This window comes from Streptomyces sp. NPDC031225 (assembly GCF_055570355.1).
Genome location: NZ_JBVIHJ010000001.1, coordinates 271499 through 287853, shown reverse-complemented (window position 1 = coordinate 287853; position 16355 = coordinate 271499). Strand labels below are relative to the sequence as shown.

At 67.7% G+C, this 16355-nt stretch carries 15 protein-coding genes; 9 read left to right on the top strand and 6 right to left on the bottom strand.

All coding sequences use genetic code 11. From position 1 onward, the window contains the following. The first annotated feature begins 15 nt into the window (after positions 1-15). The 3 genes from ACZ48Z_RS01330 to ACZ48Z_RS01320 all read left to right on the top strand — a co-directional run bounded on the left by ACZ48Z_RS01330 (position 16) and on the right by ACZ48Z_RS01320 (position 2307). Positions 16-1059, top strand: coding sequence for a phosphotransferase family protein (locus ACZ48Z_RS01330; protein WP_468733715.1), 1044 nt, complete (start codon positions 16-18; stop codon positions 1057-1059). Further along, positions 1056-1799: an SDR family NAD(P)-dependent oxidoreductase gene (locus ACZ48Z_RS01325; RefSeq protein ID WP_468733714.1), complete on the top strand. Its 744-nt coding sequence runs from the start codon at positions 1056-1058 to the stop codon at positions 1797-1799. Before ACZ48Z_RS01330 ends, ACZ48Z_RS01325 begins: the two co-directional genes overlap by 4 nt. A 100-nt stretch (positions 1800-1899) precedes the next feature. Then, a complete protein-coding gene (locus ACZ48Z_RS01320) occupies positions 1900-2307 on the top strand; it encodes a nuclear transport factor 2 family protein (RefSeq protein WP_468733713.1) in 408 nt (135 codons plus the stop codon). Positions 2308-2451: 144 nt separating this feature from the next. Here ACZ48Z_RS01320 and ACZ48Z_RS01315 read toward each other — a convergent pair whose 3' ends face one another. From ACZ48Z_RS01315 to ACZ48Z_RS01300, 4 genes are all read right to left on the bottom strand, one after another. Further along, complete coding sequence (locus tag ACZ48Z_RS01315) at positions 2452-4896, bottom strand: SpoIIE family protein phosphatase (protein ID WP_468733712.1); 2445 nt, start codon at positions 4894-4896, stop codon at positions 2452-2454. Positions 4897-4997: 101 nt separating this feature from the next. After that, complete coding sequence (locus tag ACZ48Z_RS01310; protein ID WP_468733711.1) at positions 4998-6155, bottom strand: acyl-CoA dehydrogenase family protein; 1158 nt, start codon at positions 6153-6155, stop codon at positions 4998-5000. Between the two features lie 64 nt (positions 6156-6219). Beyond that, the gene (locus ACZ48Z_RS01305) at positions 6220-7386 is read right to left on the bottom strand and encodes a CaiB/BaiF CoA transferase family protein (protein ID WP_468733710.1); all 1167 of its coding nucleotides are present in this window, start codon (positions 7384-7386) and stop codon (positions 6220-6222) included. After that, on the bottom strand, positions 7383-8153 hold the full coding sequence (locus ACZ48Z_RS01300; RefSeq protein WP_468733709.1) for a crotonase/enoyl-CoA hydratase family protein: 771 nt from the start codon (positions 8151-8153) through the stop codon (positions 7383-7385). The genes ACZ48Z_RS01305 and ACZ48Z_RS01300 overlap by 4 nt, the downstream gene beginning before the upstream one ends. 191 nt (positions 8154-8344) lie before the next feature. On the opposite strand from ACZ48Z_RS01300, the gene ACZ48Z_RS01295 reads away from it, so the two are divergent. Then, complete coding sequence (locus ACZ48Z_RS01295; protein WP_468733708.1) at positions 8345-9385, top strand: LLM class F420-dependent oxidoreductase; 1041 nt, start codon at positions 8345-8347, stop codon at positions 9383-9385. Positions 9386-9674: 289 nt separating this feature from the next. Here ACZ48Z_RS01295 and ACZ48Z_RS01290 read toward each other — a convergent pair whose 3' ends face one another. Continuing rightward, positions 9675-11378 (bottom strand): MFS transporter, encoded by a 1704-nt coding sequence (locus ACZ48Z_RS01290; RefSeq protein ID WP_468733707.1) that lies wholly within the window; start codon positions 11376-11378, stop codon positions 9675-9677. Positions 11379-12061: 683 nt separating this feature from the next. Here ACZ48Z_RS01290 and ACZ48Z_RS01285 point away from each other — a divergent pair. Both ACZ48Z_RS01285 and ACZ48Z_RS01280 read left to right on the top strand, forming a co-directional pair. Continuing rightward, positions 12062-13183, top strand: a complete 1122-nt coding sequence (locus ACZ48Z_RS01285) for an oxygenase MpaB family protein (protein WP_468733706.1) — start codon at positions 12062-12064, stop codon at positions 13181-13183. 91 nt (positions 13184-13274) lie between these two features. Next, positions 13275-13628 (top strand): DoxX family protein, encoded by a 354-nt coding sequence (locus ACZ48Z_RS01280; protein WP_468733705.1) that lies wholly within the window; start codon positions 13275-13277, stop codon positions 13626-13628. A gap of 11 nt (positions 13629-13639) precedes the next feature. Here the strand turns inward: ACZ48Z_RS01280 and ACZ48Z_RS01275 are convergent, their stop codons facing one another. Beyond that, positions 13640-14035 carry a type 2 periplasmic-binding domain-containing protein gene (locus tag ACZ48Z_RS01275; RefSeq protein ID WP_468733704.1) on the bottom strand — a complete coding sequence of 132 codons (396 nt, stop codon included), beginning with the start codon at positions 14033-14035 and terminating at the stop codon, positions 13640-13642. Between the two features lie 39 nt (positions 14036-14074). Between ACZ48Z_RS01275 and ACZ48Z_RS01270 the strand changes: the two genes are divergently transcribed. The 3 genes from ACZ48Z_RS01270 to ACZ48Z_RS01260 form a co-directional block, all read left to right on the top strand. Further along, positions 14075-14467 carry an AMP-binding protein gene (locus ACZ48Z_RS01270; RefSeq protein WP_468733703.1) on the top strand — a complete coding sequence of 131 codons (393 nt, stop codon included), beginning with the start codon at positions 14075-14077 and terminating at the stop codon, positions 14465-14467. 54 nt (positions 14468-14521) lie between these two features. Next, complete coding sequence (locus tag ACZ48Z_RS01265; protein ID WP_468733702.1) at positions 14522-15610, top strand: AMP-binding protein; 1089 nt, start codon at positions 14522-14524, stop codon at positions 15608-15610. Between the two features lie 126 nt (positions 15611-15736). Then, positions 15737-16355, top strand: a 619-nt coding sequence (locus tag ACZ48Z_RS01260) for a transposase family protein (RefSeq protein WP_468733989.1), incomplete at its 3' end; no start/stop codon positions are given.

Here is a 16355-nt window from a genome sequence, read left to right as displayed (position 1 = left end):
CCCGAGGGCCTCCGCATGAGCACCTCCCCTCCGTCGAGTCCGCCCGGCCTCGACATACCCGCCCTGGAGCAGTACTTCGACGCCCATGTCGCGCACCGGCGGGGGCCGCTGGACGCCGCCGTCATCCAGGGCGGCCGCTCCAACCTGACCTATCACGTGACCGACGGGCACACCGACTGGATCGTGCGCCGGCCACCGCTCGGCGGGCTCACCCCCTCCGCCCACGACATGGGCCGTGAGTACCGCGTGATGTCGGCCCTGCGGGGCAGCGGGGTCGCCGTCCCCGACACCTTCGCGTACTGCTCCGACGAGAGTGTGACCGGTGCCCCGTTCACGGTGGTCGCCCGGGTCGACGGACGTGTGCTGCGCTCCCGCCAGGACACCAGCGGGCTCACCTCGTATCAGCTCAAGCAGTGCGCGGACGGGCTCGTCGAACAACTGGCACGGCTGCACTCCGTCCCCTACCGGGACGTCGGGCTCGCCGATTTCGGCCGCCCCGAGGGTTATGTCCAGCGGCAGATCAGCCGCTGGCGCTCGCAATGGGATCTCGTGGCCACCCGGCCGCTGCCCTCGCTGCACCGGCTGTTCCTGGCCCTGGAGGCGTCCGTGCCGTCCGAGAGCGACGCCACCGTGGTGCACGGCGACTACCGGGTCGACAACGTCATCCTGCACCACCACGACCCGGACCGAGTGCTCGCCGTCGTCGACTGGGAGCTGGCGACGATCGGTGATCCGCTCGCCGACCTCGGGACCTTCCTGGCCTACCGGAACCCGGCCGTGGACGACCTGCTCGACGGTCCGGCGGCCACCGACCCCAAGTTCCCCACCCAGCTCGAATTCGCCGAACAGTATGCGCTGTTGACCGGCCGTGACCTCGCCAGGCTGCCGTTCTACCTGGCTCTGGCCTACTTCAAGATCGCTGTCATCGCGGAGGGCGTTCACGCCCGGCACCTGGCGGGCGTGACACTGGGCGACGGCTTCGCCGGAGCGGGAGCCTCGGTCACCCCACTCGTACAGGCCGGACTGAGCTCCCTGGGGCTCGACGGCGACGCCGAATGACCGGCACACCGCGGGTGGCACTGGTCACCGGCGCGTCCCGGGGCATCGGCAGAACGACCGCACGACGGCTTGCCCAGGAGGGTTACGACCTCACCCTGACCGGCCGCGACCAAGCAGCTCTCGCCACGGCCGCCGCCGAACTCACCGAACTCGGCGGCCGGGTGCAGGTGACACCTGCCGACATGTCCATCGAGGCCGACGTCCGACGGGTGGCCCAGGTCCACCGCGCGGCCTTCGGCCGGCTGGACGCCCTGGTGCTCAGCGCCGGCGTCGGCTCGTCCGCGCCGCTGGGCGGCTATCCACTCAAACGATTCGACAAGCAGTTCACCGTGAATGTCCGGGCACCCTTCACCCTCATCGACGAGTGCATCGGCCTTCTGCGGGCCACCGCCAAGGAAGTGCCACTCAGCGGCACCAAGATCATCGCGATCTCCTCCATCACCGCTTCCGTCCCCGAACCCGGCCTCGCGGCCTACGGCGCGAGCAAGGCAGCCCTGATCGCACTGTGTGAAGCCGTCAACACCGAGGCGTCGGCCGACGGGGTGACGGCGACCGCGATCTGCCCCGGATACGTGGACACCGACATGAGCGCCTGGATGCACGACCGCATCCCGCCCACGGAAATGATCACGGCCGACGACCTCGCCGAACTCATCCTCGCCATCACGAGGATGTCCGCCCATGCCGTCGTGCCGCAGATCCCCGTCGTCAGGGCGGGATCACAACTCTGGCGAGCGTGACGTCCCGTCCCGTCGAGCCAGGCGGGCGGCACCAACCTGGCTGGATGGTCCCGAAGTCTTGACCGCAGCAGCCCGCTGTTTTCCCAGCTCTGGAGGGGCAATGGATCGTCTTCAATGGGTACGTCGGCACTACGCGGAATCGGCTGTCGCCCTGGACCCCGATGCGTTCGTCGAGGGCTTCAGCGACGATGTCGAGGTGAGCAGCGGGACGATGATCATTTCGGGCCGGGGAGCGGTCCGGAAGAACATCGAACAGGTGCGAGCCAGCGGTCTGCTCTTCATGCGGCACGACGTCGGCGGCCTGTGGGAGCCAGAACCTGGCGTGGTGATCGCCGAAGCTACCGTGACGTACCACTACAAGACCCACTCAACTCCAGTCCTGCCGGTCGTCACCGTCTTCCGCTGGCAGGAGGACGAGGTGGTAAACATCCGCGTGTACATGGGCAGCGCCCGACCGGCCGAAACGGTGTCCTCGGATGAGACTGAGAAGATGGCCGGGAGTTCCTGACGGAAGCGCTGCCTGCGATGCCGGGCGGCGCGGACCTTGAGCGCATGCCTTTCGAACGGCAGACTTCAGTCACCGCGTTGAAGGCTGGCCTCCGGCACGGCGACTCAGTGTCGCCGGGGAGGCGATAGATCGTCGGACATGGGTTCAGATGCCATGGAGGAGTGTCTGCTCGGCCCAGATGGTCTTTCCCTCGGCAGTGTTGCGGGTCCCCCAGCGGTCGACCAGCTGTGCGACGAGCAGCAGGCCTCGGCCGCCTTCGTCGAAGATACGTGCGCGGCGGAGGTGAGGGGCGGTGCTGCTGCCGTCGGAGACCTCGCAGATGAGGGCGCGGTCACGGATGAGGCGGAGCTGGATGGGCGCGCCGCCGTAGCGGATGGCGTTGGTGACCAGTTCGCTGACGACGAGTTCGGTAACGAAGGCTGCCTCTTCTAGCCCCCAGGCGGACAGTTGCTCACACGTCTGCTTGCGGGCGACGGCGACGATGGCAGGGTCGGCGGGCAGATCCCAAGTGGCGACGTGGGACGAGTCCAGGGCGCGGGTCCGGGCGATGAGCAGGGCGACGTCGTCGGTGGGGCGGTCCGGCAGGAGTTGGGTGAGCACGGTGTCGCAGATCTCTTCCAGAGACCGGCCCGGGTCGGAGATCGCACGGCGCAGCTTGTCGATCCCGACCTCGATGTCGCGGTCTGCGGCCTCGATCAAGCCATCCGTGTACAGCACGATGTGGCTGCCCTCCGGCAGATCCAGTACGGCCGACTCGAATGGAAGACCGCCCAGACCCAGCGGGGGTCCGGCGGGGAGGTCCGGGAAGTCGACGGTGCCGTCGGGGCTGACGATGGCGGGTGGTGGATGGCCGGCCCGGGCGATGGTGCAGCGACGGGAGACGGGGTCGTAGACCGCGTACAGGCAGGTGGCGCCGACATCGCCTGCGGCCTGCGCACGGCTGTCTTCGCCCTGCCATCCTTCCTCGCGATCGAGGCGCAGGACGAGGTCGTCCAGACGGGTGAGCAGCTCTTCCGGAGAAAGGTCGACATCGGCAAGGGTGCGCACCGCTGTACGCAGCCGGCCCATGGTGGCGGAGGCGTGGATGCCGTGGCCGACGACATCGCCGACGACCAGGGCGACCCGGGCGCCGGAAAGGGGGATCACGTCGAACCAGTCGCCGCCGACGCCTGCCTGCGAATCGGTGGGCAGATAACGGGAGGCGACCTCGACCGCGGCTTCCCTGGGCGTCTGCTGCGGTAGCAGGCTGCGCTGAAGGGCCAGCGAGGTGCTGCGCTCTCGGGTGTAGCGGCGCGCGTTGTCGACGCAGACTGCCGCCCGGGCTGTGATCTCCTCGGCAATCAGCAGATCGTCGTCGTCGAAGGGTTCCGGCGTGCGGTGGCGCGCGAAGAGGGCGAACCCCAGGGGAGTGCCCCGGGCGCGTATCGGCACCAGCAGCACCGAGTGCATACCGAAGGCCGAGACCTTCGACGACTGGAGCGGATGCTCGGCGAACCAGGCGCGGATCACCGGATCATCGGTGTTGTATCGGGCGGCCCGGCCGTCGGCCAGTGAACGTACCAGCGGTGACCCCTCCGGGAACAGGCTCAGCTCTCCCTGTTCGAACATCGCCTCCGGGCAGCCGTCCAGGACGGAGCAGTTGGCGGCGCGGCGCATCGCGTTGGTGTCGGCGGGCCCGCCGGGCTTGGGCTCCTCGCCGCTGTAGACCGGGTCGAGCAGGTCGATGGCGGCGAAGTCGGCGAACCGGTCGACGGCCAGCCCCGCCAGTTCCTCCGCCGTACGCATCACGTCCAGGGTGGTGCCGATGCGGACGCTCGCTTCGTTCACCACGCCCAGCCGCCACCGGGCCCGCGCCGCCTCGGTGATGTCGAGTGCTGCGGTGGAAGCCCCGTGGACGCAGCCGGCGGGGTCCTTGAGCGGTGAGATGAGGAGAGACCATGTACGTGGGCGGGTCTCGCCGAGGACGCGGGCGGACACCTCCCTGTGGACCGGTTGCCCGGTACTCAACACCTGGGCGATCGAGCGTTGCATGTCGTCGTAGAGCGGGTCGGTGTGAAGTTCGTCCACACGGCGCCCGAGGACAAGGTCTTCCCGCAGGTCCAGTAGTCGCAGCAATTCGGCGTTGACTCCGGTCACCCGTGCCTCGGAATCGTGGATGCCCACCGCGATGGGCAACTGGGAGAGAGTCCAGTACCGCAGCGCATTGCCGGTGTTCTCCCGGACCGGCTCCCGGATTGCCGCGTGCGGCATTCCGGTGACAAGCACCCAGCCGCAGTCCCCATCGGTGTCCAGCTGAGGGAAGGCTCGCAGTGTGACGTTGAGGTGGTGGCCGTCGCGGTGCTGTGAGGCGACCGTGCCGCTCCACTCCGTACGCGCTGCCAGGCAGGGGCGAGCCGACGCCGGGAGGTCCGAGGCGAGCAGGCCGGCGGCCGTGTGTCCCACGATGTCGCCGGGCGTATAGCCGAGCAACCGCTCGGCGCCGGCGCTCCAGGTGGTGATGATGCCCCTGGCATCGAGAGACACTACTGCGGTGTCCGAGGCAGGACGGCAACTGGTTTCGTCACCGTGCCAAGAGGCTTCGCTGTCCATCACCGCTCATTTCGGTGTCACACACCGTGCTTCGGAGGCGGGGTCCTCAGTGTCCTCGTTCCCAGCATGATGCTGCCCGTGTCCGGTCTCAACCCGGTGGCTCACAGGCCCAGTGACTTGGCGATGATGGTCTTCATGACCTCGCTGGTACCGCCGACGATCCGGGAGACCCGTGTATCCGCGTACAGTCGGGCGATGGGGTATTCCGTCATGTATCCGTAGCCGCCGTGCAACTGCAGACATTTGTCGATCACCCGGCCTGCCACTTCGGTGCAGAAGAGCTTGACCTGGGCGGCGTCGACGGCGCTCAGGTTGCCCTCGTCGCTCAGCTCCAGCGCCCGGTCGGACAGCACTTGGGCAGCCTGCACATCGGTGGCGCACTCCGCGAGGACGAACTTGGTGTTCTGGAATGCCGCGACCGGCTTGCCGAAGACCTGGCGGTCCTTGACGTATTCGAGTGTGAAGCGCAAGGCGGCCGCAGCACTCGCGCAGGCCCCGATCCCGATGCTCAGCCGCTCCTGAGCGAGGTTGTGCATGAGGTATGAAAAGCCCTTGCCCTCCTCACCCAGGAGGTTCTCCGCCGGCACGCGCACATCGGTGAAGGACAGTTCCGCCGTGTCGGAGGTCTTGCCGCCGATCTTGTGGAGCATGCGTCCGACGGTGAACCCCGCGCTGGCACTCTCGACGCACAGGATCGACAGTCCGTTCCGCCGGTCTTCCCCGCCGACGGGTGAGGTCCGGCAGACGACGAGTACGAGATCGGCCTGGACGCCGCCCGAGATGAAGGTCTTGGCGCCGTTGAGGACATAGTGGCTCCCGTCGGCGGAGAGTTCGGCGCGCGTCTGGATTCCTCCCAGGTCCGAACCGGCACCCGGCTCCGACATCGCGATCGCCGTCATGATGTCGCCGCTGGCGAAGCCCGGCAGCCAGCGCTGCTTCTGCTGCTCCGTGCAGTACTCCAGCAGATACGGAAGAATCAGGTCGGTGTGCACCTGCTGGTTGCCGAAGACGACACCCGCCCGCGCGGTCTCCTCCAGGAGGACCGCGGAGTACGTGTAGCTGGTCTCGCCGGCGCCGCCGTACTCCTGGGGTACCTGGATGCCCAGGATGCCCAGCTCCCCGAGCCTGCGGTAGAAGTCACGGGGCGGGTGTCCGACGCGCTCCCACTCGGCGTGGACCGGCACCACCTCCTTGGCGATGAACTCACGGATCGTTGCGCGGAACGCCTCGTGATCTTCGTTGAACACCGTGCGGCGCATGAGACCTCCTGGGGTCACGGGGAGAATAGGAAACAGCTTTCGGAGCGCGGAGCGAGCGCCGTGTTCATCGGATGACACCCTCTTTGCGGAGTGCTTTGAGGTGGTCGGCCTTCAAGCCGATGTCCTTCAGGACCTCGTCGGTGTGTGTGCCGATCACCGGGGCAGACGCGGGTTGGGAAGCTGGGGAGAGACTGAACCTGGGCGCGGGGGCGGGGAGACGGCTGCCGTCGTGATGCGTGAGGTGTGTTCCGCGTGCCGTGTTGTGGGGATGCTCGGCCGCCTCCGTGAGGGAGAGCACCGGGGTGACGCAGGCGGCCTGGCCGTCGAAGGCTTTCGTCCAGTCCTCCCGCGAGCGGGTGGCGAAGATCGCCGTGAGGCGTTTGCGCATGGCGGGCCAAGTCGCAGTATCCGTCTGGCGGGTGAAATCGGGGTCGTTCTGGAGATCGAGTACTCGTAGAAGAGCGGCGTAGAACTGGGGTTCCAGTGCTCCCACGGCGATGTGTCGGCCGTCCAAGCATCGGTATACGCCGTAGTAGGGGGCTCCGCCGTCGAGCAGGTTGGCGCCCGGCTCGTCCTGCCAGGCCCCCTCGGCGAGGAATCCGTAGGTCATGGAGAGCAGAAGGGCCACGCCGTCGGTCATCGCGGCATCGACGATCTGCCCCTGCCCGGTCGTACGGGCGTGCAGCAGGGCGCTGACGAGCCCCATCGCGAGAAGCATGCCTCCGCCACCGAAATCTGCGACGAGATTGACCGGTGGCACGGGATCGCCACCCGGCGGCGCGATGGCGTGCAGCGCGCCCGCGAGCGCGATGTAGTTGATGTCGTGGCCGGGGTCCTGGGCGAGCGGTCCGTACTGTCCCCAGCCGGTCATACGTCCGTAGACCAGTCGCGGGTTGCGGGCCAGGCATGGCTCGGGACCGAGCCCCAGCCGCTCGGCGACACCTGGACGGAACCCTTCGAGTACGGCGTCGGAGGCCGCAATGACATCGAGGACGGCTTCGGCACCCTGGGGGTGCTTGAGGTCGACTGCGATGGACCGCCGGTTGCGATGCAGAGGGGAGGAGGCCGGTCGGCCGGCCTCTGCTGGGCGGTCGATTCGGATCACATCCGCGCCCAGGTCGCCCAGGAGCATCCCGCAGAACGGTCCGGGGCCGATTCCGCCGAGTTCGACGACGCGGATTCCGGTGAGCGGCCCGGAGCCGGGCTGCTTCGAGGGGGAGTCGGTGTTCACCGTCCTGTCCACTTCGGCCGGCGCTTCTCGGTGAACGCGCGGGCGCCTTCCTGGGCGTCCTCTGATGTCAGGACCTGGTTCATGAGTGGAAGCTGGCGTTCCCAGCGCTCTTCCGCGGGCCATGAGGGGATTTCCCGGAGTACATGTTTGGTCATCCGCACCGAGAGCGGACCATTGGCGGCGATGGACCTGGCGAGTGCCAGCGCGCCGTCGAGCGCGCCGCCCGGTTCTGTGAGCCGGTTCACCAGGCCCAGGGCGTGGGCACGCCGGGCGTCCAGGGGGTCCCCGGTGAGCACCAGTTCCATGGCCACCTGCTGCGGGATGCGGTCGGGCAGCCTGAGCAGGCCGCCGGCCGCCGCGATCAGGCCGAGCTTGACTTCGGGCAGACCGAACTGTGCGTTGTCCGCGGCAACCACCATGTCGCAGGCGAGTACGATCTCGCACCCGCCTGCCAGGGCGTGGCCTTCGACTGCGGCTATCAGGGGCTTGCGGGGCGGGGCTTGGGTGATACCGGCGAACCCGCGGCCGTCGACTGTCGGGCTCTCGCCCGCGAGGAATGCCTTGAGGTCCATTCCGGCGCAGAAGCTCCGCCCTGCCCCGGTGAGTACCCCAACGGCGAGGTCGTCGCGACGGTCCAGCTCGTCGAGCGCGGCCGCGAGGCCCTGCGCCATGGCGAGGTTGACTGCGTTACGTGCTTCTGGCCGGTTGAGAGTGATTACGGCGACACCATCGTGGCTCTCGGCCAGGACTACCTCATCGGACGACACCGGCGACTCCCCACTCCAAGCTGACTTAACGATCGCTAAGCTAAGATGCACAATACGTCATGTCAATACGCGCCAGCGCCGAACAGCGGTTGTAGCGGTGGGGGCCGGATCACTGGCCGCCAAGGGCATGGACTATCTATCGACCGATAAGTACGGTAACGGTCCTGCATTCCGCGACGAAGGGGAACACGATGCGCATCGGCATGTCTCTCAGCTACAGCGGTGGCTTCCGAGAAACGGTCGTCGAGCTTGCTGACTATGAGCGCGCCGGCCTGGAGCTGGTGGCGGTGGCGGAGGCGTACTCCTTCGACGCGATCAGCCAGCTCGGCTACATCGCCGCGAAGACCGAACGTCTCCAGATCGCGTCCGGGATTCTCCAGATCTACACCCGTACTCCTACGCTCACCGCGATGACGGCCGCCGGTCTGGACTATGTGTCCGACGGCCGGTTCATGCTCGGACTCGGCGCCTCCGGCCCCCAGGTGATCGAGGGATTCCACGGTGTGCCCTACGACGCTCCGCTGGCCCGGACCCGCGAGATCGTGGACATCTGCCGCCAGGTGTGGCGCCGCGAACAGGTCATGTACGACGGTGCGCACTACCAGATTCCGCTGGCGCCACCGCGAGGCTCGGGGCTGGGCAAGCCGCTCAAGCTGATCAACCACCCGGTCCGCGCCGACATCCCTGTCTCACTGGCCGCGATCGGTCAGAAGAACGTGGCACTCGCAGCGGAGATCGCCCAGGCATGGCAGCCGATCTACTTCCACCCGGGCAGGGCCGAGGACGTGTGGGGCGCCGCGCTCACCGCAGGACACGCACTGCGAGACCCGGCGCTGGGGCCACTGGATGTCATGGCTCCTGTGTCCCTGGCCATCGGCGAGGACACCGACGCCCTGCTCGACCGGGTCCGGCCCATGCTCGCCCTTTACATCGGTGGCATGGGTGCCCGGGGGAAGAACTTCTACAACGAGCTCACCCGTCGCTACGGGTACGAGGCCCAGGCTGAGCTGATCCAGGATCTCTACCTCGACGGGAGGAAGGACGAGGCGGCCGCCGCCGTGCCGGAGGAACTCATCAGGGCCGTCTCGCTCATCGGCCCGGAGAGCTACGTCAAGGAGCATGCTGCCGAGTTCGCGGCAGCCGGAGTCAGCACGCTTATGGTCACGCCGCTGGCGGACACGCACATCGCCCGAGTTCGTCTGGTGGAGCGACTGAGGGCACTTCTTGCGTAGTCCTGGCTGGTCATTGCTTCTTGAGCCGGGCGCCGGCGCCCCGGGGCGGTGGCCGCGGTGACGATCGGCAGGGCGACGGGGACGGCGCCGGTGCCCTGCCGCGCAAGACCGGAAACAGAGTCCCTGGCGGAGCCGCCCGATGCCGAGGCGACCTCTGTCGCCGCCCGTACCGATAGCGCGGCGGACCGGGTGAAGCTGACTGCGCGTGCGACGGAGCGGTGGCCAAGTCCCACAGAAGTGGCCGGGGTCCCTGCTGCGGGACCCCGGCACCACTCGCGGGCCGGACGGATCAGCCGGTCGTGGCCGGCAACGCGGCGAGTTCTCGGGCGACGGCCCGCTCATGGGCTTCGAAGTCCTCGCGTGCCTTGCGGGGGCGCCAGCGGCCCGCCATCACGAAGACGAAGGGCAGGAAGGCAACCTGACCGCCGAGGCACACCCACCACCAGGTTGTCCATTGGTCGGCGATGTCCCTGGACGCCTTCTGCACGGCAGGGCCGTGCTCCCTGAGGATGCGCAGTTCGGGCTGCGCTTTCTGTACGACGGCGAGGTTCGCGATGCCGACCTCCTTGGCGGCCCGCAGGGAGACGGCGGGCGGAATCGCGCCCGGCGCGTACGTGGCCAACTCGGCGAAGACCTTCGGGTGAGCCTTGATGATGGCTGCCGCCGGGGCGGACTGTCGTGCCGCGGCCTGGACCTCGGCACCATGCTGCACCAGAGGCTCCACTGCGGTGACCACCAGGGGCAGCAGAGCGGCCGACACGGCCGCGACCAGCCGTAGCGCGCTGCCGAAGACGGCGAGACCGGCCGCCGTCGCCGCCGGATTCCGCCGCTCCACGGTCTCGGTGAACCCGGCCAGCCACGGAGTGAACGTCAGACTGGTGACAGCGCCCATGGCGACAAGCAGCCAGGCGAAGGTGTAATAGCCGGTCCCCGTGCTCGTGTTGACCAGCGCGAAAACGATGGTTACCGCCACGGAGCCGAGGCCCCCGGCCAGCATGAAGGGCTTGCGCACCCGCAAGCGGTCGGAGAGCAGGCCGCCTACCACGGCTCCGCACAGGTTGCTTATCCAGAACCAGTTCAGCAGGGCGTTGGCACGCTGCTCGCTGTAGCCATGGGTGGTCGAGAGGTAGAGCACGAAGTTGCCGATGACGGAGAGGTACAACAGCGAGAAGAGGGCCACAGCGAAGGCGGTGCCCACGATGTCCAGACGCAGCATCTGCCGCCACTGCCCCCGCTGGATGTGTCCCGGGTCCATGTGGAATGCGCGGGCCTGCACCAGTTCGCGGTCGCGCAGGCTCACCATGATCTGGTCGCGCAGCCTAGGCGAGAGCTCACGCAGGCCGAACAGGGCGATGAGGAACACGATCAGCCCGGCGACGCCCGCGTAGCGCATTTCGTCCTGCCAGGTGGTCGAGCCCTCGAAAGTACGGCTTACCACCTGGGTGGCGAGCAGCGTGCCGACGATGGGTCCAGCACCCCAGAAAGCCATCGCCGTGGCCCGGCCGAGCTGTGGTGAGAAGTCCCGGACCAGGGCGGGAGTAGCCACCAGGGCCATTCCCTCCACCGCGCTCAGCGCCGCGAAGATGATCAGATACGACGTCTTGCCGGGTGCGTTCGGCAGGGCGAAGAGCACGATCAGGGCCGATGCCAGGACACCGTAGACGACCAGGTTCGCCCGACCGCAGCGGTCCGCCAGGCCGGCGGCAAGGGACCCGAGCGCACCGGCGACACCGCCTATGACACTGATCCCGAGAAAGTACCGGAACGACATGTCGTAGCGACCCATGACTGAGGCCGAGACCGCGTACTGCACGTTGAGCTCGTAGTAGAACAGGACCGTCACCACCACGACGATGGCCAGATACGTGAAGCGTCGGCCGGTGGTGGGGTATTCGTCGAGCCGGCGTCGCCACAGCCAGGCGCCGAGCGCGGGCGTGCTGAGGCTGGTGCGTGTGTCGGCGTCGGTGGGCGGCGACGTGATGGGCTGGGACATGTAGGGCCTCCTGGCATGTCGAGAAGGGCCTTGCGGCTCGTGTGACACATGCGGTGGGGGAAGGGCGCGTCGTTGGGGTTCCGTGGCCCGACCTGTGAAGGTGCTACGGCTGCCTCGCCGTGCCTGGGTGAGGCGCCATGCATTGCCGGGCTGCCTGCCCTGTACGCCTCTCGCGTACAGCAATAGGTTCGGGCCAGACCATATGAACGAACGCTAGGTAAATGCCATAGGCGTGCATGGGTTATTTTGGAGTATCCTCGCCGAAAGATGCAGCCGATTAGTAGTGTTTCACCCGGTTTGTGCAACTGCAGCGGTTGGTGATGGGTGAACCTGGGCGGCACTGATCTATCGAGCGCTAAGTAGTCTCAGGAGTGCCGCAGTGCAACATGGCGTGCTGCAGCAGAGTGGTATCGCCGTGCGGTGCTGGAGCGGCGCGGCCATGTGTACGCGGAGTAGTGGCAGTCAGCCGGTGCGGCCGAGCCGCGTCGCGCGGATGTCCGATCGTGCTGCCGTGCCGCAGATCGATTACTCGCGAGGGGATTACGACCCCGGCGCGTCTGGCTCCGTTGCCTGAAGGCTTGACCTTTCACTTAATCTTAGTAACTTAGGTGATTGCCCCCTATCGCGGACTGAGTGACAGCCAGACCGCGCACGCGTCAACACTCCGAACCCTGGGAGCCACCATGACCCCCCACTCCGTAACAGATGAGCGAACGGCCCTCATCGAACGGTCGCTGCACATCGGCGATCCCATCGCCGACGCCGTCATCGCGGAACTGGACGAGCTCGGAGCAGCGGGCCGCCAGATTCTGAATGAGGGACTGCGGGGCGGGCTGTCTTCGCTGGCCGACGTCCCGCCCGCGATTGCCGCTCTGCTACGCGAGAGCGAAGCCACCCCCGACTGGGTCGAGACCGATCGGTTCGCCGCCGGAGAAGCTGCTTTTCTGTCCGTCGAGCCGATCTGGACCCAGATCGTCCTGTCGCTGGACTCCCTGCTGCTCACATACAGCGCGCCGCGCATCGCGCGCGTCCTCACCGGCACGGGCCGACTGGTGAGCACCACGCAGCGTCGGCTGCAGGAGACCGGCAAGTGGCTCAACAACGTCGTACTGCCGGGCGGCATGGAACGGGGAGGTCCCGGCTACGTCGACACAGTGCAGGTACGGCTGATGCACGCCCGGGTACGCGCCACGAGTATGCGACACGGCTGGGATGCGGACACTCTGGGTGTACCGATCAACCAGGTCGACCTGGCGCGCACCTGGCTCGACTTCACCTACAGCCCCTTCCGTGCGCTGGAGAGGCTGGGCGTCGTCTTCACCGACGAGGAACTGGCCGCCATGTACCGCTACTGGCACCAGGTCGCCCATCTCTTGGGTGTCGATCCGGCCTTCTACCGCGACATCGTGGATCACCAAGGTGCAGCCGAGTTGTACGACGCGTTTGTGGCGATCAGCGGAGTCCCCGACGAGAATGCCCGCGCTCTCAGCTCCGCGCTCCTGGAGGTGGTGACCGGGTTCCTGTCAGAGCTTGCCTTCAAGACTCCACTCCCGCTCACCGGGAACCTCGTCGCTGCCTTCGCCCGCCGCATCCTGGGCGACGAACTGTGCGATCAGTTTGGCATCGCCGCGACAGACCTCGTCCCCGTGATCGGTCTCCTCGCGGAACGCAACGCACAGGTGCGGCGCTGGCAGCGCACATCTCCCGAAGCCTGGCAGCAGGCACGAGAGGAGAACATCGCCGCGCGACGATTCCTGCTGAGCCTGACCGAAGGTGCGACCACGTACCAGCAGAATCTTGCCTGAATCGACGGCCATACCCGTCGCTTTCCACGTCCTCGGCACCGCACGGCGCATGCCGTCACCGACCGTCCATCCACATCACGGGAGATCAGCGATGTTCATCACCACCGCAGTAGTCGGCGCCCTACTGGCTCTGGCCTATCTGGCCGCAGGCATCCCCAAAGCCGTTGGCCAGGCCAAGACCACGGAACAGGCCGACCACCTCAGCGTGTCCCACGGCCTGTATCGAGTGATCGGTGTCCTTGAGGTGCTCGGCGCCGCCGGCGCTGTCATCGGCTTGTGGCTGGCTTGGCTTGGTGTCGCGGCCGGTGTCGGCCTCATCCTGCTGATGGCCGGGGCCGCCGTAGCCCACACCCGAGCCAAGGATCCTGGCAAGGCAATCATCCCCTCCATGGTGCTCGCGCTCGTAGCCCTGGCGTATGTGGCTCTCCGGGCGGTGACCGCCTGACGTCATGGTCATCACCCGACGACCGGCGACGGACTGCCGGCTCCACCCGGTGAATGTTTGAAGGCTTGAAGGCGGAAGTCGGCGAAGGCGTGCGTCTTGCGCGTCGGCCGCGCGCCGGCTGGCAGCGCCAGCACGATCTCGAGTTCCTCGATGTCGTCGAGGACCTCCAGACTGGCCACTGACAGCGCCTCGTAACTGACATCAATGGCTGGTCGCTGCACCAGGAGCGACCAGCCGATTCCCCGGGCGACAAGGGAGCGCGCCGACACGAAACTCATCGTCCGGTGCCGGATGTCGGCCGCGGCTCCAGCGCTGCGGAATGCGGTGCAGGTAGCTGAGGCCGGCATCGCAGCGTCCCCTGAGCCCCACTCCCGCAACTCCTCCGCCGACCCTTCCAGGAAGTCCACGTGCAGACCGGGACGGCTTGGCGGGAAGTCCTGTAGCACGTGGGGCATCAGGAACGGAGTCAGTGTGGGGAGCAGCGGTACCTGCCGTCCAGCACCTACGACCTGCTGGTCCGCAGCGCCGAACGATTCGGTGACGCACCGGCCTTCCACGTCCTGCCCGCTGACGGCGACTTCCGGTCACCGCACACGATCACCCACCGGAACCTGCTCGAACGCGTCCATCAGGTCGCCAACCTCCAGACCGGCCGGGGAGTGCGGCGCCATCACACCGTGTCCCTGCTGCTGCCGAATATTCCCGAGATATGTGAAACTGCTCTGGGGTGCCCAGGCAGTCGCCACGGCCAACCCCGTCAACCCGTCGCTGGCCGAGGAACACATCGGCGACATCCTCCGCCGGGCCGACTCACGTGTCTTGGTGGTCCCCGGCCCTGACCAGGCCTTCACCTGTGGCAGAAGGCCCTGCTGGTGGCAGCGGCGGTGCCTTCCGTGCGCACGCTGCTCGTCGTCGGCGGCAAAGTTCCGCCGCCCGCGGTGGACGGGCTGGAGGTGCTGCCGCTGACAGCGGCCAGAGCCTGCCCGTCCAACCGTCTGAGCGACGGCAGCCGACCCCCCGGCCAGCAGGACATCGCCGCACTCATCCACACCGGAGGCACGACTGGCGCCCCGAAAATCGCTGCCCACACGCACCGCAACCAGGTCTACATGGCCTGGGAGGTGACTCTCGTCTTCCGGTACCGGGAGGGCGGGACGCTGTTGTGCGGCATGCCGATCTTCCACGTCGACGCCATCCTGATCACCGGTCTGGCGCCTGTCCTGAGCGGCGCAACCGTAGTGAGTCTCGGGCAGGCGGGCTTCCGCGACTCCCGATACCGGCAGCTGTTCTGGCGCATCGTCGACCGCTACCGGGTCACCGCGTTCAGCGCCGTCCCCACCGTCTGCTCGACGCTCACCCAGGTACCGGTGGGCGCCGACATCTCCAGCCTCGAATTCGTCCTGGTCGGAGCCAGCCTCCTTCCGGACGGCGTGCGTACCGCGTTCGAGAAGCACACCGAGGCACCCCTGTACGAAGGGTGGGGAAAGACGGAGGGCACATGCGGCTCGACGTTCACCCCACCCGGATCGGTCGGCATCCGTATGCCATACCAGCGGATCAAAGTGGCGAGACTGGACTCGACCGGCGCACCCGTGGAGGACCTGCCGCCCGGCACCGTTGGCGCCGTCCTGGTGTCGGGGCCCAATGTGTTCCCGGGATACGTGCGCGACGCGGCGGACGGAACATTGCGGCTCGACTCCGCGGGCAAGGTGTTCGACGGCTGGCTGGAGACCGGCGACCTGGGTTGCCTGGACGACGACGGCCATCTGTGGCTCCGCCGGCGTGCGAAGGACCTCATCATCCGCAGGGGCCACAACATCGACCCCGCCCTCATCGAGGAAGTCCTCGACAGGCATCCGGATGTCGTCGCGTCCGCGGCCGTCGGACGCCCCGACCGACACCCGGGTGAAGTGCCCGTCGCTTTCGTCACCCAGCGCGCCGCGGCCACGGTGAGCGCCGAGGAGCTGTGGCTTTGTCGATGAGTTGGAGGATCAGTCACACATTCCGTGAGGACGATCACCGGGATTCAAGGGCAGGGACGTAGCGTCGTCTGGGACCGTGGTGCGGTGTGACGAGCTCGTCAGCGTGCTGTTCCCGTACCTCGACACGTGCTGGTGGACGCTGTCGTCCCGGCGGACGGTGCGGTCCACGTTGTGGCCAGAACCCGGAACGTCGTCGTGAGTTGTCCCGACTGCGCGACGCCGTCCGAGCGGATACACAGCACCTACGAACGGCACCTTGCCGATGGCCCGGTGGGTGATCAGGCGATACGGATCGATCTGTCCGTGCGGCGGTTGTACTGCGAGAACGCTGGTTGTCCGCGCCGTACGTTCGCCGGGCAGGTCGATGGACTCACCGTGGGGTACGGCAGGCGGACTCCGGCCTTGCGCAGGGTGCTGGAGGCGGTGACCGTGGCTCTGGCCAGCCGCTCCGGGGCTCATTTCGCGAAGGCCCTGCACAGTGTCGTGAGCCGTCGTGTGTGTCGTCCTTCTGGAGAGGCCACGACGGAGTCGGCGCCGTTGAGGCTGCGGCCGGGAGCGTGCTGGCCGTGTGTCCGTCCAGGAGAACGCGCGGGCACTTCCACGTCGGTGGCGGGTGTGGGGGGGGGGGGGGGGGGGGGGGGGGGGGGGGGGGGGGGGGAAGGGGGGGGGGGGGAGGGGGGGGGGGGGGGGGGGGGGGGGGTGGGGGGCGGGGGAGGGCCTGGTCGAAAGCAGAACAAAGGCGGAC

Bases quoted from the DNA above. Each gene is read 5' to 3' on its own strand.
- ACZ48Z_RS01320 (WP_468733713.1), top strand. From the start codon at position 1,900: ATGGATCGTCTTCAATGGGTACGTCGGCACTACGCGGAATCGGCTGTC.
- ACZ48Z_RS01325 (WP_468733714.1), top strand. From the start codon at position 1,056: ATGACCGGCACACCGCGGGTGGCACTGGTCACCGGCGCGTCCCGGGGC.
- ACZ48Z_RS01330 (WP_468733715.1), top strand. From the start codon at position 16: ATGAGCACCTCCCCTCCGTCGAGTCCGCCCGGCCTCGACATACCCGCC.
- ACZ48Z_RS01285 (WP_468733706.1), top strand. From the start codon at position 12,062: ATGACCCCCCACTCCGTAACAGATGAGCGAACGGCCCTCATCGAACGG.
- ACZ48Z_RS01290 (WP_468733707.1), bottom strand. From the start codon at position 11,378: ATGTCCCAGCCCATCACGTCGCCGCCCACCGACGCCGACACACGCACC.
- ACZ48Z_RS01310 (WP_468733711.1), bottom strand. From the start codon at position 6,155: ATGCGCCGCACGGTGTTCAACGAAGATCACGAGGCGTTCCGCGCAACG.
- ACZ48Z_RS01295 (WP_468733708.1), top strand. From the start codon at position 8,345: ATGCGCATCGGCATGTCTCTCAGCTACAGCGGTGGCTTCCGAGAAACG.
- ACZ48Z_RS01315 (WP_468733712.1), bottom strand. From the start codon at position 4,896: ATGGACAGCGAAGCCTCTTGGCACGGTGACGAAACCAGTTGCCGTCCT.
- ACZ48Z_RS01280 (WP_468733705.1), top strand. From the start codon at position 13,275: ATGTTCATCACCACCGCAGTAGTCGGCGCCCTACTGGCTCTGGCCTAT.